This is a genomic window from Salmonella sp. 32031103-2018-00083-FB-01-SM-01, from assembly GCF_017571995.1.
Classification (GTDB): Bacteria; Pseudomonadota; Gammaproteobacteria; order Enterobacterales; family Enterobacteriaceae; genus Salmonella; species Salmonella enterica.
In genome coordinates this window covers 12,993-31,480 of the sequence record NZ_JAGEQL010000009.1, presented here as the reverse complement: position 1 = coordinate 31,480, position 18,488 = coordinate 12,993, and the positions used below count along the sequence as shown (strand labels likewise).

At 53.5% G+C, this 18,488-nt stretch carries 18 protein-coding genes; 15 read left to right on the top strand and 3 right to left on the bottom strand.

Annotation, left to right across the window (positions count from 1 at the left end; genetic code table 11):
- The first annotated feature begins 33 nt into the window (after positions 1 to 33).
- The gene (gene rhtC / locus J4614_RS20445; protein WP_000928814.1) at positions 34 to 654 is read left to right on the top strand and encodes a threonine export protein RhtC; all 621 of its coding nucleotides are present in this window, start codon (positions 34 to 36) and stop codon (positions 652 to 654) included.
- Between the two features lie 39 nt (positions 655 to 693).
- Here the strand turns inward: rhtC and rhtB are convergent, their stop codons facing one another.
- Complete coding sequence (rhtB, locus tag J4614_RS20440) at positions 694 to 1,314, bottom strand: homoserine/homoserine lactone efflux protein (protein WP_000142520.1); 621 nt, start codon at positions 1,312 to 1,314, stop codon at positions 694 to 696.
- 110 nt (positions 1,315 to 1,424) lie between these two features.
- Here rhtB and pldB point away from each other — a divergent pair, with 110 nt between their 5' ends.
- From pldB to J4614_RS20425, 3 genes are all read left to right on the top strand, one after another.
- Positions 1,425 to 2,441 carry a lysophospholipase L2 gene (gene pldB, locus J4614_RS20435; RefSeq protein ID WP_000487685.1) on the top strand — a complete coding sequence of 339 codons (1,017 nt, stop codon included), beginning with the start codon at positions 1,425 to 1,427 and terminating at the stop codon, positions 2,439 to 2,441.
- Positions 2,442 to 2,456: 15 nt separating this feature from the next.
- Positions 2,457 to 3,257, top strand: coding sequence for a sugar/pyridoxal phosphate phosphatase YigL (yigL, locus tag J4614_RS20430; RefSeq protein ID WP_023233069.1), 801 nt, complete (start codon positions 2,457 to 2,459; stop codon positions 3,255 to 3,257).
- 80 nt (positions 3,258 to 3,337) lie between these two features.
- Positions 3,338 to 4,237, top strand: a complete 900-nt coding sequence (locus J4614_RS20425; protein WP_001196255.1) for a carboxylate/amino acid/amine transporter — start codon at positions 3,338 to 3,340, stop codon at positions 4,235 to 4,237.
- Here J4614_RS20425 and metR read toward each other — a convergent pair.
- On the bottom strand, positions 4,125 to 5,078 hold the full coding sequence (gene metR / locus J4614_RS20420; protein ID WP_001631504.1) for an HTH-type transcriptional regulator MetR: 954 nt from the start codon (positions 5,076 to 5,078) through the stop codon (positions 4,125 to 4,127). The genes J4614_RS20425 and metR overlap by 113 nt on opposite strands.
- Before the next feature lie 248 nt (positions 5,079 to 5,326).
- Here metR and metE point away from each other — a divergent pair, with 248 nt between their 5' ends.
- Positions 5,327 to 7,591 carry a 5-methyltetrahydropteroyltriglutamate--homocysteine S-methyltransferase gene (gene metE, locus J4614_RS20415; protein ID WP_023213953.1) on the top strand — a complete coding sequence of 755 codons (2,265 nt, stop codon included), beginning with the start codon at positions 5,327 to 5,329 and terminating at the stop codon, positions 7,589 to 7,591.
- Between the two features lie 343 nt (positions 7,592 to 7,934).
- On the top strand, positions 7,935 to 9,278 hold the full coding sequence (locus J4614_RS20410; protein WP_023213954.1) for an anaerobic sulfatase maturase: 1,344 nt from the start codon (positions 7,935 to 7,937) through the stop codon (positions 9,276 to 9,278).
- Positions 9,279 to 9,357: 79 nt separating this feature from the next.
- Here J4614_RS20410 and J4614_RS20405 read toward each other — a convergent pair whose 3' ends face one another.
- Complete coding sequence (locus tag J4614_RS20405) at positions 9,358 to 10,170, bottom strand: dienelactone hydrolase family protein (protein WP_208293301.1); 813 nt, start codon at positions 10,168 to 10,170, stop codon at positions 9,358 to 9,360.
- Between the two features lie 258 nt (positions 10,171 to 10,428).
- Here J4614_RS20405 and udp point away from each other — a divergent pair, with 258 nt between their 5' ends.
- From udp to tatD, 9 genes are all read left to right on the top strand, one after another.
- Positions 10,429 to 11,190, top strand: coding sequence for a uridine phosphorylase (gene udp / locus J4614_RS20400; protein ID WP_000045169.1), 762 nt, complete (start codon positions 10,429 to 10,431; stop codon positions 11,188 to 11,190).
- 139 nt (positions 11,191 to 11,329) lie between these two features.
- Positions 11,330 to 12,760: a DNA recombination protein RmuC gene (gene rmuC / locus J4614_RS20395; RefSeq protein WP_057394099.1), complete on the top strand. Its 1,431-nt coding sequence runs from the start codon at positions 11,330 to 11,332 to the stop codon at positions 12,758 to 12,760.
- 95 nt (positions 12,761 to 12,855) lie between these two features.
- Entirely contained in the window at positions 12,856 to 13,611 is a 756-nt protein-coding gene (ubiE, locus tag J4614_RS20390; protein ID WP_000229009.1) for a bifunctional demethylmenaquinone methyltransferase/2-methoxy-6-polyprenyl-1,4-benzoquinol methylase UbiE, read from the top strand.
- 9 nt (positions 13,612 to 13,620) lie between these two features.
- The gene (gene ubiJ, locus J4614_RS20385; protein ID WP_001116092.1) at positions 13,621 to 14,226 is read left to right on the top strand and encodes a ubiquinone biosynthesis protein UbiJ; all 606 of its coding nucleotides are present in this window, start codon (positions 13,621 to 13,623) and stop codon (positions 14,224 to 14,226) included.
- Entirely contained in the window at positions 14,223 to 15,863 is a 1,641-nt protein-coding gene (gene ubiB, locus J4614_RS20380; protein WP_000187559.1) for a ubiquinone biosynthesis regulatory protein kinase UbiB, read from the top strand. Before ubiJ ends, ubiB begins: the two co-directional genes overlap by 4 nt.
- Positions 15,864 to 16,069: 206 nt before the next feature.
- Complete coding sequence (gene tatA / locus J4614_RS20375; protein WP_000508972.1) at positions 16,070 to 16,324, top strand: Sec-independent protein translocase subunit TatA; 255 nt, start codon at positions 16,070 to 16,072, stop codon at positions 16,322 to 16,324.
- Positions 16,325 to 16,327: 3 nt separating this feature from the next.
- Positions 16,328 to 16,876 (top strand): Sec-independent protein translocase protein TatB, encoded by a 549-nt coding sequence (gene tatB / locus J4614_RS20370; protein ID WP_000459615.1) that lies wholly within the window; start codon positions 16,328 to 16,330, stop codon positions 16,874 to 16,876.
- Between the two features lie 2 nt (positions 16,877 to 16,878).
- On the top strand, positions 16,879 to 17,658 hold the full coding sequence (gene tatC, locus J4614_RS20365; protein ID WP_000257554.1) for a Sec-independent protein translocase subunit TatC: 780 nt from the start codon (positions 16,879 to 16,881) through the stop codon (positions 17,656 to 17,658).
- A 41-nt stretch (positions 17,659 to 17,699) separates the two neighbouring features.
- The gene (tatD, locus tag J4614_RS20360; RefSeq protein WP_000459642.1) at positions 17,700 to 18,482 is read left to right on the top strand and encodes a 3'-5' ssDNA/RNA exonuclease TatD; all 783 of its coding nucleotides are present in this window, start codon (positions 17,700 to 17,702) and stop codon (positions 18,480 to 18,482) included.
- Positions 18,483 to 18,488 lie beyond the last annotated feature (6 nt).

Here is an 18,488-nt window from a genome sequence, read left to right as displayed (position 1 = left end):
ACTCACTGAACTATTTCCCCGCGAGCCATTTTTATGTTGATGCTATTTTTCACCGTGGCAATGGTGCACATCGTTGCGCTAATGAGCCCCGGCCCCGACTTTTTCTTCGTGTCTCAAACTGCTGTCAGCCGTTCGCGTAAAGAAGCGATGATGGGCGTACTGGGCATTACCTGCGGCGTGATGGTATGGGCGGGCGTGGCGCTGCTTGGCCTGCATCTCATCATCGAAAAAATGGCCTGGCTGCATACGATCATTATGGTAGGCGGCGGCCTGTATCTGTGCTGGATGGGCTATCAGATGCTGCGCGGCGCGCTGAAAAAACAGGATGCGGCGGCGTCTTCTCCGCACATTGAACTGGCGCAGAGCGGGCGCAGCTTTCTCAAAGGGCTGTTGACCAATCTGTCGAATCCGAAAGCGATTATCTATTTTGGTTCCGTTTTTTCACTGTTTGTCGGCGATAACGTCGGCGCTGCGGCGCGCTGGGGTATTTTCGCGTTAATTACCCTGGAAACGCTGGCCTGGTTTACCGTAGTCGCCAGCCTGTTCGCGCTGCCGAAAATGCGCCGCGGCTATCAGCGTCTGGCGAAATGGATTGATGGCTTTGCCGGCGCTTTGTTTGCGGGCTTTGGTATTCACCTGATTATTTCGCGCTAATTTACCTCCGGGCCGGATAAACATCATCCGGCACGACTATCACGCGTGTCTTGCCGACGCCAGGAGCGCGCCTACCAGCATAAACAACGAACCAAACGCTTTATTCAGCGCCTTCATCTGCTTTGGTCCTTTAATCCAGGCGGCAATGCGTTGCGCCAGTGTGGCGTAACCGGTCATTACAATCATATCCACCACAATCGTGGTAACGCCGAGAATGAGGTACTGCGCCAGTTGCGGTTGCTGCGGCATGATGAATTGCGGAAACAGGGCGGCAAGAAAGACAATGCTTTTGGGATTGGTTAGATTGACAAATATCGCCCGTTTGAACAGTCGACCCCGCGATTGCGTCTGGGCGAGGGTATGCAGATCAATAGCGCCTGCGGCGCGCCATTGCTGGATACCCAGCCAGATAAGATAAGCCGCACCAGCCCATTTCAGAATTTCAAAAGCGATGAGCGAGCGCGAAAAGAGCGTACCCAGTCCGACGCCCACCAGTACGATATGTATCCCCAGCCCGGTCTGGAGTCCGGCGATAGAAGCCGCTGCGCCACGATATCCATGGTTGATAGACGTCGTCATGGTATTGATGGCGCCTGAACCCGGAGAAAGACTCAGCAGAGTTGAGGTCAGTAGATAGGCGAACCACCATTCAAAGGTCATGCGAAACTCCCTGGTTGTCTGTTTTTGTGCCACAATACGCTACTGCCGCTGTGTTGTGTCAGGCACGACGCAAAAAACGATTTTACCTGGTAAACGAGGCCGAAAACCCGATGTTTCAGCAGCAAAATGACTGGGAAACAAGAGAAAATGCGTTTGCCGCTTTTGCTATGGGGCCGCTGACCGATTTCTGGCGTCAGCGGGAAGAGGCGGAGTTTATCGGCGTGGGTAACATTCCGGTGCGCTTTGTCCGTTTTCGAAATGATTCCAACGATCGGACGATCGTCATTTGTCCTGGCCGCATTGAGAGTTATGTAAAATACGCTGAACTGGCGTATGACCTTTTTCATCTCGGTTTTGATATCTTCATCATCGACCACCGTGGTCAAGGGCGCTCCGGGCGGATGTTATCGGACCCGCATCGGGGTCATGTCGATCATTTTAACGATTATGTTGAGGACTTAGCGGCGTTCTGGCAGCAGGAAATTGAGCCGGGGCCGTGGCGTAAGCGTTATATCCTAGCGCACTCAATGGGGGGCGCGATAGCCACTCTGTTCCTGCAACGCCATCGTGTGCGGTGCGACGCTATTGCGCTCACCGCGCCGATGTTTGGTATTGTGATACGCTTGCCTTCCTTTATGGTGCGCCATATTCTCGACTGGGCCGAAGGGCACCAGCGTATCCGTGAAGATTACGCTATTGGTACCGGTCAGTGGCGGGCGTTGCCGTTTGGGATGAATGCGCTGACCCACAGCCGCCAGCGTTATCAGCGCAACTTACGATTTTATGCCGACGAGCCGCAGCTGCGCGTTGGCGGCCCCACCTGGCATTGGGTACGCGAAGGCATTCTGGCGGGTGAGCAGGTTCTGGCTGGGGCGAGCGATGACACGACGCCTACGCTACTGATTCAGGCGGAAGAAGAGCGGGTAGTGGATAACCGCACCCACGATCGTTTTTGTGAAATTCGCGCCGCGGCGGGATACCCTTGTGAAGGGGGAAAACCGCTGGTTATCAAAGGCGCGTACCATGAGATCCTTTTTGAAAAGGACGCCATGCGCTCAGTCGCGCTTAACGCCATTGTTGAATTTTTCAACAAGCCTAATTTATCCAGCGGAAATCGCTTTGCTTAGAGGTTAAATTTTATTATGTATCAGGTTGTTGCGTCTGATTTAGATGGCACGCTGCTCTCCCCCGACCATACGTTGTCCCCTTATGCCAAAGAGACTCTGAAGCTGTTGACCGCACGCGGCATCCATTTTGTCTTTGCCACTGGTCGTCATCATGTCGATGTAGGGCAAATCCGCGATAATCTTGAAATCAAGTCTTACATGATCACCTCCAACGGCGCGCGAGTGCACGATACCGACGGGAATTTGGTTTTTACGCATAATCTGGACAGCGACATTGCCAGAGACCTGTTCGGAGTGGTGAATGCGAACCCGGACATCGTGACTAACGTTTATCGCGACGACGAATGGTTTATGAATCGTCATCGCCCCGATGAAATGCGTTTTTTCAAAGAGGCGGTATTTAACTATTCGCTGTTTGAGCCTGCGCTGCTGGAGCCGGAGGGCGTCAGCAAAGTGTTTTTCACCAGCGACACTCATGAAAAGTTGTTGCCGCTGGAGCAGGCGATTAACGCGCGCTGGGGCGATCGGGTAAACGTGAGCTTCTCTACGCTAACCTGTCTGGAAGTGATGGCGGGCGGAGTGTCGAAAGGTCATGCGCTGGAAGCGGTCGCTCAGGCGATGGGGTACAGCCTGAAAGAGTGTATCGCCTTTGGCGACGGAATGAACGACGCTGAAATGCTCACGATGGCGGGCAAAGGCTGCATCATGGGCAATGCGCACCAGCGTCTGAAAGACCTGTATCCCGAACTTGAGGTGATCGGCATCAACGCGGATAACGCCGTGCCGCATTACCTGCGCGATCTTTTCTTACGTTGATGTGATTGTTTGTTAGTTGACCAGTTGTCAACTTCACTCTCCGCTACAATGGGTGTTCCCTGTTTTAAGAGACATCCATTGTGGCGCTACTCATCATTACCACTATCCTGTGGGCTTTCTCCTTTAGTCTATTTGGCGAGTATCTTGCCGGGCATGTCGATAGCTATTTCGCGGTGCTGATACGCGTTGGGCTGGCGGCGCTCGTTTTTCTGCCGTTTTTGCGTTCTCGCGGGCACAACCTAAAAACCATCAGCCTGTATATGCTGGTGGGGGCGATGCAGCTTGGCATCATGTATATGTTGAGCTTCCATGCTTACCTCTACCTGACCGTATCCGAACTGTTGCTGTTTACCGTTCTGACGCCGCTCTATATCACGCTGATTTACGATGTGATGAGTCAGCGTCGTTTGCGCTGGGGCTATGCATTTAGCGCGTTGCTGGCGGTGATTGGCGCCGGGATTATTCGCTACGATCGCGTGACCGACCATTTTTGGGTCGGTTTGCTCCTGGTGCAGCTTTCTAATATCAGTTTCGCTATCGGAATGGTGGGGTATAAACGTCTGATGGAGACCCGTCCCATGCCGCAGCACAACGCCTTTGCGTGGTTCTATCTGGGGGCGTTTTTGGTGGCGGTGGTGGCGTGGTCGCTGTTGGGGAACGCGCAAAAGCTGCCGGAAACCACGCTGCAATGGAGCATTCTGGTGTTTCTCGGCGTGGTGGCGTCCGGCATTGGCTACTTTATGTGGAACTATGGCGCTACCCAGGTAGACGCCGGGACGCTGGGTATCATGAATAATATGCATGTTCCCGCAGGACTACTGGTTAATCTTGCCATCTGGCATCAGCAGCCCCACTGGCCAAGCTTTATTACAGGCGCGGCTGTGATCCTTGCTTCGCTGTGGGTGCATCGAAAATGGGTCGCTCCGCGCTCCGCACAAACGGCAGATGATCGCAGGCGTGATCCCGCGTCGAGCGAATAAACGCCTCGGTCACCGCCTGACGCTGGTCGCCGTCGCGCACGGCGGCATACAGGCGGCTCCACAGACCATCGCCCAGGGTTTTGGTCACCACCAGACCCTGGCGCTCAACGTTTTCCACCACCCAGTGCGGCAGGGCGGCAATGCCCATTCTGGCCGCCACCATCTGAATCAGCAGTAGCGTATTATCCACGCTTTTCAGCAGCGGACTGATACCCGCCGGTTGCAGGAAATGTCGCCAGACATCCAGTCGGCTGCGCTGCACCGGGTAAATCAACAGCGTTTCGCTGGCTAAATCTTCCGGCGTAATCTGCGTTTTGCTGGCCAGCGGATGGTCGGGCGCCAGCACCAGTCGGACTTCAAAATCAAACATCGGCGAATAATGTAGCCCGCTGCGCGGCAAAATATCCGACGTCATCACCAAATCCAGCTCGCCTTGTTGCAAGGCCGGTTGCGGATCAAAAGTGACGCCGGATGTGAAATCCATTTCTACCTGCGGCCAGCTTGCACGGAAGTTTTCCAGCGCCGGGGTCAGCCACTGAATACAGCTATGACATTCAATAGCGATGCGCAGACGAGTTTGCTGCGGTTCGTTGCACGCCTGCAGCGCACGGCTGATTTGCGGCAGCACCTGGTTTGCCAGTTGCAGCAGAACTTCCCCCTGCGGCGTAAAGCGCAGCGGCTGGCTTTTACGCACGAACAGGCGGAAGCCAAGGCGTTGTTCCAGATCGCTGAACTGATGAGACAGAGCGGATTGGGTCTGGTGCAGCACCGCCGCCGCGGCAGCCAGCGATCCACTATTCCGCAATGCCTGGAGTGTTTTCAGATGTTTAATTTCGATCATGAAAGTCCTTCACTTCGCCATGAACAAATTGCGCTTGAGGAATATACAGTACCTTTACATTATGGATGTGTAAACATCCAGACGTCTAAAACTCGTCATATTTCGACTTGCAGATGCGTTGGCTTCCTTGCTTACCCCAGTCACTTACTTCAGTAAGCTCCTGGGGATGCGCTGTGTCGCCGCCTTCCTGCAAGCCGAACTATTTAGAGTTTTACTTTCAGATTCAATAAAATAAGAGAGGAAGTAAAATGACAATATTGACTCACACCCTCGGTTTTCCTCGCGTTGGCCTGCGTCGCGAGTTGAAAAAAGCGCAAGAGAGCTACTGGGCGGGGAACTCAACGCGTGAAGCGTTACTGGCGGTGGGGCGCGAACTGCGCGCGCGTCACTGGGAGCAGCAGAAACAAGCGGGTATTGACCTGTTACCGGTAGGCGACTTTGCCTGGTACGACCATGTTCTGACCACCAGCCTGCTGTTAGGCAATGTGCCGGCTCGTCATCAGAACAACGACGGTTCCGTGGACATCGACACTCTGTTCCGCATTGGCCGCGGTCGCGCGCCAACCGGCGAACCGGCGGCGGCAGCGGAAATGACCAAATGGTTTAATACTAACTATCACTACATAGTACCGGAGTTCAGCAAAGGCCAGCAGTTCAGACTCACCTGGACACAGTTGCTGGAGGAAGTGGACGAAGCGCTGGCGCTGGGGCATAAGATCAAACCCGTCCTGCTGGGGCCTGTCACGTATCTGTGGCTGGGTAAAGTGAAAGGCGAGCCGTTTGACCGCCTGACGTTGCTGAAAGACATTTTGCCGGTGTATCAGCACGTGCTGGCTGAACTGGCAAAACGTGGTATAGAGTGGGTCCAAATTGATGAGCCAGCGCTGGTGCTGGAACTGCCGCAGGCGTGGCTGGATGCCTTCAGACCGGCTTACGACGCGCTCGCCGGCCAGGTGAAGCTGTTGCTGACGACCTATTTTGAAGGCGTGACGCCAAACCTGGACACTATTATCGCGCTACCGGTACAGGGGCTACATGTTGACCTCATTCATGGCAAAGATGATGTAGCGGAACTGCATCAACGTCTGCCGGTCGACTGGCTGCTTTCTGCAGGCTTGATTAACGGGCGTAATGTCTGGCGCGCCGATTTGACCGAAAAATATGCGCAGATTAATGCCATTGTGGGCAAACGCGCGCTGTGGGTAGCATCCTCCTGCTCTTTACTGCACAGCCCGATCGATCTCAGCGTCGAAACGCGTCTGGATACGGAAGTTAAAAGCTGGTTTGCCTTTGCGCTGCAAAAATGCGGTGAACTGGCGTTGCTGCGCGATGCGCTGAACAGCGGCGAAACGGCGGCGCTTGAGGAATGGAGCGCACCGATTCAGGCTCGTCGTCACTCCCGTCGCGTACATAATGCCGCGGTAGAAAAACGCCTGGCGGCGATCACCGCGCAGGACAGCCAGCGTGAGAATCCGTATGAGGTGCGTGCTGAAGCGCAACGCGCCCGCTTTAAACTTCCCGCCTGGCCGACGACGACTATCGGTTCGTTTCCGCAAACCACGGAAATTCGCGGTCTGCGTCTGGACTTCAAAAAGGGCAACCTCGACGCGAACCACTACCGCACCGGCATCGCCGAACATATCAAACAGGCTATCATTGAGCAGGAGCGTTTAGGGCTGGATGTGCTGGTACACGGCGAAGCCGAGCGAAACGACATGGTGGAATACTTCGGCGAGCATCTGGACGGCTTCGTCTTTACCCAGAATGGTTGGGTGCAAAGCTATGGCTCCCGCTGTGTGAAACCGCCGGTAGTGATTGGCGATATCAGCCGTCCGGCACCGATTACCGTGGAGTGGGCGAAATATGCCCAGTCGCTGACCGACAAGCCGGTAAAAGGGATGTTGACTGGCCCGGTGACTATTCTTTGCTGGTCATTCCCCCGCGAAGACGTGACCCGCGAAACGATTGCGAAACAGATTGCGCTGGCGCTGCGTGATGAAGTCGCGGATCTGGAGGCGGCGGGGATTGGGATTATTCAGATCGACGAACCGGCGCTGCGCGAAGGTCTACCGCTGCGTCGCAGCGACTGGGACGCCTATCTGGAATGGGGTGTGGAAGCCTTCCGCATCAACGCGGCGGTGGCGAAGGATGAAACCCAGATCCACACCCACATGTGTTACTGCGAGTTCAACGACATTATGGATTCGATCGCCGCGCTGGACGCGGATGTGATCACCATTGAGACCTCCCGCTCGGATATGGAGTTGCTGGAGTCGTTCGAAGCGTTCGACTACCCGAACGAAATCGGGCCGGGCGTGTACGATATTCACTCGCCGAACGTGCCGAGCGTCGAGTGGATTGAAGCCCTGCTGAAGAAGGCGGCACAGCGTATTCCGGCACAACGCCTGTGGGTGAATCCGGACTGCGGTCTGAAAACTCGCGGTTGGCCTGAAACCCGCGCGGCGTTAGCGAACATGGTCAAAGCGGCGCACAATCTGCGTCAGGCGAAATAACCCATCCTGGCCGCTGCGTTTATCCGGCAGCAATGCGGCGCTACCCTTTGACGGGTAGCGCCCGTGCCTGACCTGATTAACAGCGCCTCTATCTCCTCTTTTTTCTCATTTCCCTTTTTCTTATTTTCCGCGCTGTCTTTTTCAGGATCTGGCTATTTGGCGATCTTGATAATAAAAAGGTTCTCCATATGAATGACAACCAGGCGGATAGCGTCCCCGGAAGCAGCGCGGCGGCTTTTATTGCCTCGCAGATCGTTTTTCCTGTCATGATCGCCCAGCGCTCTCATAGCACAAAACGAGGTTTTCCATTCTGTTATGTTCCCTGGCGACGATAAACGTCGCATTGTCTCATGGCGCTGGTGAACCTTATTTTTTAACGGAGATGTCTGACATGGCGGTAGCAGGTTGTCACGTAATGGCCAAACCCGGCGGCGCGATCTGCAATATTGATTGCACATATTGCTTCTATCTTGAAAAAGAGGCGCTGTACCCGGAACGCAATAAAAACTGGCGAATGTCGGACGAGACGCTGGAACAGTTTATACGCCAGCATATTGCCGCGCAGAGTGGCGACCGCATTGACTTTGCCTGGCAGGGCGGCGAACCGACCATGATGGGGCTACCGTTTTTCCGCCGGGTTGTCGCATTATGTGAAAAGTACGGCGATGGGCGAAAAATCACTCATGCGTTGCAGACGAACGGCATCCTGGTGAATGACGAGTGGGCGCGCTTTTTCGCTGAACAGCATTTTCTCATCGGTCTCTCTATCGACGGCCCGGCGTCGTTACACAACCACTATCGGCTTAATCGCGCTGGAAAAGGAACTCATGAGCAGGTCGTCGCAGCAATGGCGCGGCTTAAAGCGCACCATGTCGACTTTAATACCTTAACCGTCGTGGGAAAACATAACGTCGGTCATGCAGCAGACGTCTACGAATTTCTTCTGGCGGCGGGATCGCGTTTTATTCAGTTTATCCCGCTGGTAGAGCGAATGAGCACCGATAACTCATCGGTACTTAATCTGGTGATGCCCGGCGAAAGCGCGGCGACGCTGGCGCCATGGACGGTACCGTCGTGGCAATATGGCGAATTTCTCAACCAGATCTTTGATATCTGGGTTCGTCGCGACGTAGACCGCGTCTATGTGCAGATGTTTGACGTGGCGTTAGCCGCCTGGACGGCGCAGCAGCCGGTACTGTGTGTACATTCCGAGACTTGTGGACATGCCTTCGCGTTGGAGTCGAACGGCGATCTCTACAACTGCGACCACTTTGTCTACCCGGAGCATCTGCTGGGGAATATCCACCAGCACAGCATCAAAACCTTAAATAATAGCGAGCGGGCTATTGCGTTTGGCGAGGCCAAGCGGGAGACTCTGACCGCCGATTGTCGTCGCTGTGACTACCGCTTTGCGTGTCATGGCGGCTGTCCGAAGCATCGCTTTGCCGTCTCGCCGTCCGGTCATCCTGCGCATAATTACTTGTGTGCGGGCTATAAGCATTTTTTCCAGCACGTTACGCCGTATATGAATGCCTGGCGGGAGCTGCTGGCGCAAGGCTATCCGATGGCATCGATCATGCGCTGGCTGGCGCAGGACGCGCGTAAAGACACAGGAGCCGTCAGTCGTAACCATCTCTGTCCCTGCGGCAGCGGCAAAAAATATAAAAAATGCTGTGGTAAAGCATAGCTAACGTGGCGATGACGCTTTGTTGAGCCTACACCGACTCCGGTCTCGTAGGCCCAACAAACATCGTAATGCGCTGTGGTTAGCCTTTTTTCCCACCGTACTGCGCGAACCATTCCAGCATTCTTTGCCAGCCGTCTTTCGCCGAGGCTTCGTGGTATCCCGGACGATAATCGGCATTAAACGCGTGCCCTGCATCGGGATAGACCACGATTTCCGCCTTCGCATTAGCGGCGCGTAGCGCCTGGCGCATGGTTTCCACGCTCTCCCGTGGAATACTGGTATCCTGCCCGCCGTATAAACCCAGTACCGGCGCGTTAAGATCGGTGGCGATGTCAACGGGATGCTTCGGCGAATTGAGTGACGTGTCGCCCACCAGCTTGCCGTACCACGCTACCGCCGCTTTTAACTGTGGGTTGTGCGCGGCGTATAGCCAGGTAATCCGGCCTCCCCAACAAAAACCGGTGATCATTAGCCGATGCGCATCCCCGCCGTTGCGCGAAGCCCAACTGGCGACGTGATCCAGGTCGGCAAGGACTTGCGAATCGGGTACTTTAGCCACCAGCCCGCTCAATAATGTGGGTATATCGGCGAAATCATTGGGGTCGCCTTCGCGGAAATAGAGCTCCGGCGCGATAGCGAGATAGCCTTCCAGCGCCAGTCGTCGGCAAATATCGCGAATGTGTTCATGTACGCCAAAAATTTCCTGTACCACAATGACCACAGGCAATGCGCCGTCGCTCGCTTTTGGTCTGGCGTAATAGGCGGGCATATCGTCGCCCTGAGAGGGGATCGACGTTATCCCCGCGCTAATGGCCCCATCAGGCGTATGAATCATCGTAGGGGCAAGTGGGGAGGCTGCAGGTGCAAAGCCGGATGGATGTGTCGTTGTCATGGTATTCTCCGTACCCTTAAAAAATAGCGCAATCTTAACTATAGACAGTGTGTAACAAACCACATTGCCTTAAAGCGGCTATCTTTTGTGCAATGCCTGGCGATATTGATTATTTATTGTGATGTGCATCACTTTTTAATGGTAAGCGAGTGCAATTGTTTTACGCCATAGTGATGGTTGTCACGAAAATATCTTTATGCCTTAGGTAAAGTGTCTTTTTGCTTCTTCTGACAAACCCGATTCACAGAGGAGTTTTATATGTCCAAGTCTGATGTTTTTCATCTCGGCCTCACCAAAAACGATTTACAAGGGGCCCAGCTCGCCATCGTCCCTGGCGATCCTGAGCGTGTGGAAAAGATCGCCGCGCTGATGGATAAGCCGGTTAAGCTGGCATCTCACCGCGAATTCACCTCCTGGCGCGCTGAGCTGGATGGTAAAGCAGTTATCGTTTGCTCTACCGGTATCGGCGGCCCGTCTACCTCTATTGCCGTGGAAGAACTGGCGCAACTGGGTATTCGTACCTTCTTGCGTATCGGCACCACGGGGGCTATTCAGCCGCACATCAACGTCGGCGACGTTCTGGTAACGACCGCATCCGTACGTCTGGATGGGGCGAGCCTGCATTTTGCGCCGATGGAATTCCCGGCGGTTGCCGACTTTGCCTGCACCACCGCGCTGGTTGAAGCCGCGAAATCGATTGGCGCCACGACTCACGTTGGCGTAACCGCCTCTTCCGACACTTTCTATCCGGGTCAGGAACGTTACGACACCTATTCTGGCCGCGTTGTTCGTCGCTTCAAAGGTTCTATGGAAGAGTGGCAGGCGATGGGCGTGATGAACTACGAAATGGAATCCGCTACGCTGTTAACCATGTGCGCAAGCCAGGGTTTACGCGCAGGTATGGTGGCGGGCGTTATCGTTAACCGTACCCAACAAGAGATTCCGAATGCGGAAACGATGAAACAAACTGAAAGCCACGCGGTGAAAATCGTCGTGGAAGCGGCCCGTCGTCTGCTGTAATTCTCCTCTCTTTTGCAAAGGCCGACGCGTTCGGCCTTTTCTTTTTGCGTGGCGCCTCGCAGGAAATTCCTTTTAAACTGGACGTTTATACAGCACAATTCTATTTTGTGCAGGACAGTGTGGTTCCAGGAGAGGTGTTGTGGATATTACTCTTATGATAAGCGCCGTCGTGGCGCTGGCGGCTGGGGCGGTGATTGGCTGGCTGGCGACGAAAGCGCACGCCGATCAAATCCGCGCCGATCTTATCGAAGAACGGCGTGAGCTGGATATCGAACTTAGCGCGGCCCGGCAGCAATTAGCGCAAGAAGCGCACTGGCGCAGTGAATGCGAGTTACTTAATAACGAACTGCGCAGCCTGCACAGTATTAATACCTCTCTGGAAGCCGATCTGCGTGAAGTCACGACCCGTCTGGAAGCGACTCAACAACACGCGGAAGACAAAATCCGTCAGATGATCAACAGCGAACAGCGTTTAAGCGAGCAGTTTGAAAATCTGGCGAACCGTATCTTTGAACACAGTAATCGTCGCGTAGACGAACAAAACCGACAAAGCCTGAATAGCCTGCTGACGCCGCTGCGTGAGCAACTGGACGGTTTTCGCCGCCAGGTTCAGGAGAGTTTTGGCAAAGAAGCGCAGGAGCGGCATACGCTGGCGCACGAAATTCGTAATTTGCAGCAGCTTAACGCGCAAATGGCGCAGGAAGCGATCAACCTGACGCGCGCTCTGAAAGGGGACAATAAGGCGCAAGGAAACTGGGGCGAAGTTGTGCTGGCGCGGGTGCTGGAGGCATCCGGACTGCGTGAAGGCTACGAATACGAAACCCAGGTCAGTATTGAGAACGATGCGTGCTCGCGGATGCAGCCGGATGTCATCGTCCGCTTGCCGCAGGGCAAAGATGTCGTCATCGACGCTAAAATGACGTTGGTCGCCTACGAGCGTTACTTTAACGCTGAAGATGACTATACGCGCGAGGCCGCTTTACAAGAGCACATCGCCTCGGTGCGCAATCATATTCGCTTACTGGGGCGTAAAGACTACCAGCAGCTTCCCGGCCTCCGCTCGCTGGACTATGTTCTGATGTTTATCCCCGTAGAACCCGCTTTCCTGCTGGCGTTAGATAAACAGCCCGAACTGATAACCGAGGCGCTGAAAAATAACATTATGCTGGTAAGCCCCACGACGCTGCTGGTGGCATTACGGACAATCGCCAACCTGTGGCGCTATGAACACCAGAGCCGCAATGCGCAGCACATCGCAGACAGAGCCAGTAAGCTCTACGATAAAATGCGGTTGTTCGTTGATGATATGTCAGCGATCGGTCAGAGTCTGGATAAAGCGCAGGATAACTACCGCCAGGCGATGAAAAAACTTGCGTCGGGGCGTGGCAACGTTTTGGCGCAGGCAGAGGCCTTCCGGGGGCTAGGCGTGGAAATCAAACGCGAGATTAATCCGGGTTTAGCGGAACAGGCCGTTACGCAAGATGAAGAATATCGTTTACGATCGATCCCTGAAGGGCGGCAGGATGAACATTATCCCAATGATGAACGGGTGAAGCAGCAGTTAAGTTAACCCATACGGAGTAGTTTAGTCCTGGCGCAGAGTAGGGCAAATTGGCCCAATCTGTTACACTTCTTGAACATTTTTATCGATAAGCAGGCACTGAGATGGTGGAAGATTCACAAGAAACGACGCACTTTGGCTTTCAGACCGTCGCTAAAGAGCAGAAAGCTGACATGGTGGCCCACGTTTTTCATTCTGTGGCGTCAAAGTACGATGTGATGAATGACTTAATGTCATTTGGCATTCATCGTTTGTGGAAGCGCTTCACCATTGATTGCAGTGGCGTGCGTCGTGGACAAACCGTTCTCGATTTAGCGGGCGGTACGGGCGATCTTACCGCGAAATTTTCACGTATGGTCGGGGAAACTGGCAAAGTTATCCTGGCGGATATTAATGATTCTATGCTCAAAATGGGGCGTGAGAAGCTGCGTAATATCGGCGTGATCGGCAACGTAGAGTATGTGCAGGCAAATGCCGAAGCTCTGCCTTTCCCTGATAATACGTTTGATTGCATTACCATTTCGTTTGGTTTGCGCAATGTAACGGAAAAAGAAAAAGCGCTGCGGTCAATGTTCCGTGTGTTGAAACCCGGAGGACGTTTACTGGTGCTTGAATTTTCCAAGCCTATTATTGAGCCGCTGAGTAAAGCGTATGACGCTTATTCTTTCCATATTTTACCGCGTATTGGCTCGATGGTCGCGAACGATGCGGATAGCTATCGGTATCTCGCGGAATCCATCCGTATGCATCCCGATCAGGATACCTTAAAAGCCATGATGCAGGACGCCGGATTTGAGAGCGTGGATTATTACAATCTGACGGCGGGCGTTGTGGCATTGCACCGTGGTTATAAATTCTAGGAGGGTGGAATGCCTTTTAAACCCTTAGTGACCGCAGGAATTGAAGGTCTCCTCAATACGTTTCTGTATCGTTCGCCGGCGCTGAAATCAGCCAGAACGCGATTACAGGGAAAAGTACTGTGTGTGAAGCTAAAGGGATTTTCGACGCCATTAGTCCTGGTATTCAGCGAACGCCAGGTTGATGTGCTGGGGGCATGGGAAGGCGAAGCGGACTGTACGGTAATCACTCAAGCTAGCGTTTTGCCAAAACTACGCGATCGTCAGCAGTTGGCCGCGCTTATTCGCAGCGGCGAACTGGAAGTGCAGGGCGATATTCAGGTCGTGCAAAATTTTGTGGCGCTCGCCGATCTCGCCGAATTCGATCCTGCGGAGCTGTTGGCGCCATACACGGGTGATATTGCGGCGGAAAGTATCGGTAAGGTCGTGCGTGGCGGGGCTAAATTCCTGCGCCACGGGTTTCAACGCCAGCAGCGTTATGCCGCTGAAGCGATCACTGAAGAGTGGCGTATGGCGCCTGGCCCGCTGGAAGTCGCATGGTTTGCCGAAGAAACCGCGGCTGTTGAGCGCGCCGTAGATGCTCTGACCACACGGCTGGAAAAACTGGAGGCCAAATGACGCCAGGTGAAGTACGGCGCCTATATTTCATCATCCGCACGTTTTTAAGCTACGGCCTTGATGAACTCATCCCCCGAATGCGTCTTACACTGCCACTCCGATTATGGCGCTATTCGCTGTTCTGGATGCCAAACCGGCATAAAGATAAATTGCTGGGTGAACGATTAAGACTGGCGTTGCAAGAGCTGGGACCGGTCTGGATCAAATTTGGTCAGATGCTCTCCACACGCCGTGACCTGTTCCCGCCGCAAATCGCCGATCAGCTCGCTTTGCTCCAGGATAAAGTCGCGCCATTCGATGGTCGGCTGGCGAAAGCCCAGATTGAAGAGGCGATGGGGGGGCTACCTGTCGAAGCCTGGTTTGACGACTTTGATATCCAGCCTTTAGCGTCGGCGTCAATCGCCCAGGTACATACCGCGCGATTGAAATCAAACGGTAAAGAAGTGGTTATTAAGGTCATTCGCCCGGATATTTTGCCGGTAATTCAGGCAGACCTGAAACTGATTTATCGCCTTGCTCGCTGGGTACCACGCCTGTTGCCGGATGGACGTCGTCTGCGCCCGACGGAAGTGGTGCGTGAGTATGAGAAAACGCTGATCGATGAGCTGAATCTGCTGCGGGAATCGGCCAACGCGATTCAGTTACGCCGCAATTTTGAAAATAGTCCCATGCTGTATATCCCGGAGGTGTACTCCGATTACTGTAGCCAGAACATGATGGTGATGGAGCGGATATACGGCATTCCGGTTTCGGATGTGGCGGCGCTGGAAAAGAACGGCACCAACATGAAACTGCTGGCGGAACGCGGGGTTAAAGTTTTCTTCACCCAGGTTTTCCGCGACAGCTTTTTCCATGCGGACATGCATCCGGGAAATATTTTTGTCAGCCATGAACACCCTGAAAACCCGCAATATATCGGCATTGACTGCGGTATCGTCGGGTCGCTAAACAAAGAAGATAAGCGCTATCTGGCAGAAAACTTTATCGCGTTTTTTAACCGCGATTACCGAAAGGTGGCGGAGCTGCATGTCGATTCAGGTTGGGTTCCGCCAGATACCAACGTTGAAGATTTTGAGTTTGCCATCCGCACCGTCTGTGAACCTATCTTTGAAAAGCCGCTCGCGGAAATCTCGTTTGGTCATGTGTTGTTAAACCTTTTCAATACAGCGCGTCGATTTAACATGGAAGTCCAGCCGCAACTGGTGTTGTTGCAGAAGACATTATTGTATGTTGAAGGGGTTGGGCGGCAACTTTATCCTCAGCTTGATTTGTGGAAAACGGCGAAGCCGTTTCTTGAGTCCTGGATCAAAGATCAGGTGGGTATTCCGGCTCTCACGCGGGCTCTTAAAGAAAAAGCGCCGTTCTGGGTCGAAAAAATGCCAGAAATACCTGAACTGGTGTACGACAGTTTGCGCCAGGGCAAATATTTACAGCACAGTGTTGATAAGATTGCGCGCGAGTTACAGGTAAACCATGTGCGCCAAAGCCAGTCTCGTTACTTATTGGGAATTGGCGCAACGCTGTTACTGAGCGGGTCATTCTTACTCGTTAACCGCCCTGAATGGGGATTGATGCCTGGCTGGCTCATGGTCGGCGGCGTAGTTGTCTGGCTGGTTGGCTGGCGTAAAACTCGTTGAGATTTTTTTATCGCTCAACGCCGGTTGTGTCACGCAGGTACATATTATCACTCGAGGCAGTACTCAGGCCGCAAGTCAATGTCGTCCCGGTCGTATGTAAAAGTATGTGAATAGGGCGGGCGAAAGCGGTTAACAAAGAGGCAGCGCGAAGGATAATGTGTATAATGCGGCCCTAATAATTCATCATCTATCACAGAGGAACATGTATGGGTGGTATCAGTATTTGGCAGTTGTTGATTGTTGCCGTTATCGTCGTACTGCTGTTCGGCACCAAAAAACTCGGTTCCATCGGTTCCGATCTTGGCGCGTCTATCAAAGGCTTTAAAAAGGCCATGAGCGATGATGATGCCAAACAGGATAAAACCAGTCAGGACGCTGATTTTACCGCTAAATCTATCGCGGATAAGCAAGGCGAAGCGAAAAAGGAAGACGCTAAAAGCCAAGATAAAGAGCAGGTATAATCCGTGTTTGATATCGGTTTTAGCGAACTGCTGTTAGTGTTCGTTATCGGCCTCATTGTGTTGGGGCCGCAACGATTGCCAGTAGCGGTAAAAACGGTAGCGGGCTGGATTCGCGCGTTGCGATCCCTTGCGACAACGGTTCAGAATGAACTGACTCAGGAACTGAAACTTCAGGAGTTCCAGGACAGTCTGAAAAAAGTCGAAAAGGCGAGCTTGGAAAATCTGACTCCCGAACTGAAAGCATCTATGGATGAACTGCGTCAGGCGGCGGAGTCGATGAAACGCACCTACAGCGCTAACGATCCCGAACAAGCGAGCGATGAAGCGCATACCATCCATAATCCGGTGGTAAAAGGGAACGAAACGCAGCATGAGGGCGTCACCCCTGCCGCCGCTGAAACACAGGTGAGCGCGCCGGAACAAAAGCCGGAGCCCGTTAAAGATAACGTGCCTGAGTCGACGGAAACCGCTTCCGTAGCCACGATAGACGCCGAGAAGAAATCCGCTGCGCCTGTTGTCGAATCTTCCCCCTCGTCGAGTGATAAACCGTAAACATGGCTGTAGAAGATACTCAACCGCTTATCACGCATCTGATCGAGTTGCGTAAGCGCCTGCTAAACTGCATCGTCGCAGTACTTCTGATTTTTCTGGCGTTAATTTATTTCGCCAATGATATTTATCATTTAGTCGCCGCACCGCTGATTAAACAGATGCCGCAAGGGGCGACAATGATTGCGACGGATGTGGCGTCGCCGTTTTTTACGCCTATCAAACTCACCTTCATGGTGTCTTTGATCTTATCCGCGCCTGTGATTTTGTACCAGGTTTGGGCCTTTATCGCCCCGGCGCTGTATAAGCATGAGCGTCGTCTGGTCGTACCGCTGCTGGTATCCAGCTCGCTGCTTTTCTACATTGGTATGGCCTTCGCCTATTTTGTCGTATTCCCTTTGGCCTTTGGTTTTCTCACGCATACGGCGCCGGAAGGGGTACAGGTTTCGACAGATATCGCCAGCTATCTTAGCTTTGTTATGGCGCTTTTTATGGCCTTTGGCGTAGCCTTTGAAGTGCCGGTGGCGATTGTGTTGCTGTGCTGGATGGGCATCACCACGCCAGAAGATTTGCGTAAAAAACGGCCTTATATCCTGGTCGGGGCATTCATTGTGGGAATGCTGCTTACGCCGCCAGATGTTTTCTCGCAAACGTTGCTGGCGATACCGATGTACTGCCTGTTTGAAATTGGCGTTTTCTGCTCACGCTTTTATGTCGGTAAGCGACGGACGCGCGACGAAGATAACGAGGCCGAAACCGAAAAGGCCGAGCACACTGAAGACTAAACACAACCGCCCGCCAGGGCGGTTGTCATATGGGGGCAAGCATGTTTGATATTGGCGTTAATTTAACCAGTAGCCAGTTTGCAAAAGATCGTGATGATGTGGTCGCCCGTGCGTTTGCGGCGGGAGTAAAAGGTATGCTACTGACCGGAACGAACATCCATGAAAGTCAGCAGGCGTTAAAATTGGCGCGGCGCTACCCCCATTGTTGGTCGACGGCTGGCGTCCATCCCCATGACAGCAGTCAGTGGTCATCCGCGTCTGAAGACGCCATTATTGCGCTGGCGAACCAGCCGGAAGTCGTCGCTATCGGTGAGTGCGGGCTGGATTTCAATCGCAATTTTTCCACGCCGCAGGAGCAGGAGCGTGCCTTTCAGGCGCAGCTACAAATTGCCGCCGAATTGCAGATGCCAATCTTTATGCACTGCCGGGACGCGCATGAGCGATTTCTGGCATTGCTTGATCCCTGGCTGGATAGTCTTCCTGGTGCAATACTGCACTGCTTTACCGGTTCACGCCAGCAAATGCAGGCCTGTGTGGACAGAGGGCTCTATATCGGTATTACCGGGTGGGTTTGCGACGAACGACGCGGACTTGAGCTACGTGAACTCTTACCGTTTATTCCAGCGGAAAAGCTACTGATAGAAACCGACGCGCCGTATCTGTTGCCTCGCGATCTTACGCCGAAACCAACGTCACGACGCAACGAGCCCGCGTATCTGCCTCACATCCTGGAGCGCATTGCGCTATGGCGTGGTGAAGATCCGCAATGGTTAGCGGCGATGACAGATGCCAACGCCAGAACCTTATTTGAGGTCGTATTCTGAACGATC

Coding starts and splice junctions, on each gene's coding strand:
- rhtC (WP_000928814.1), top strand. CDS start 34: ATGTTGATGCTATTTTTCACCGTGGCAATGGTGCACATCGTTGCGCTA.
- rhtB (WP_000142520.1), bottom strand. CDS start 1,314: ATGACCTTTGAATGGTGGTTCGCCTATCTACTGACCTCAACTCTGCTG.
- pldB (WP_000487685.1), top strand. CDS start 1,425: ATGTTTCAGCAGCAAAATGACTGGGAAACAAGAGAAAATGCGTTTGCC.
- yigL (WP_023233069.1), top strand. CDS start 2,457: ATGTATCAGGTTGTTGCGTCTGATTTAGATGGCACGCTGCTCTCCCCC.
- metR (WP_001631504.1), bottom strand. CDS start 5,078: ATGATCGAAATTAAACATCTGAAAACACTCCAGGCATTGCGGAATAGT.
- metE (WP_023213953.1), top strand. CDS start 5,327: ATGACAATATTGACTCACACCCTCGGTTTTCCTCGCGTTGGCCTGCGT.
- J4614_RS20405 (WP_208293301.1), bottom strand. CDS start 10,170: ATGACAACGACACATCCATCCGGCTTTGCACCTGCAGCCTCCCCACTT.
- udp (WP_000045169.1), top strand. CDS start 10,429: ATGTCCAAGTCTGATGTTTTTCATCTCGGCCTCACCAAAAACGATTTA.
- ubiE (WP_000229009.1), top strand. CDS start 12,856: ATGGTGGAAGATTCACAAGAAACGACGCACTTTGGCTTTCAGACCGTC.
- ubiJ (WP_001116092.1), top strand. CDS start 13,621: ATGCCTTTTAAACCCTTAGTGACCGCAGGAATTGAAGGTCTCCTCAAT.
- ubiB (WP_000187559.1), top strand. CDS start 14,223: ATGACGCCAGGTGAAGTACGGCGCCTATATTTCATCATCCGCACGTTT.
- tatA (WP_000508972.1), top strand. CDS start 16,070: ATGGGTGGTATCAGTATTTGGCAGTTGTTGATTGTTGCCGTTATCGTC.
- tatC (WP_000257554.1), top strand. CDS start 16,879: ATGGCTGTAGAAGATACTCAACCGCTTATCACGCATCTGATCGAGTTG.
- tatD (WP_000459642.1), top strand. CDS start 17,700: ATGTTTGATATTGGCGTTAATTTAACCAGTAGCCAGTTTGCAAAAGAT.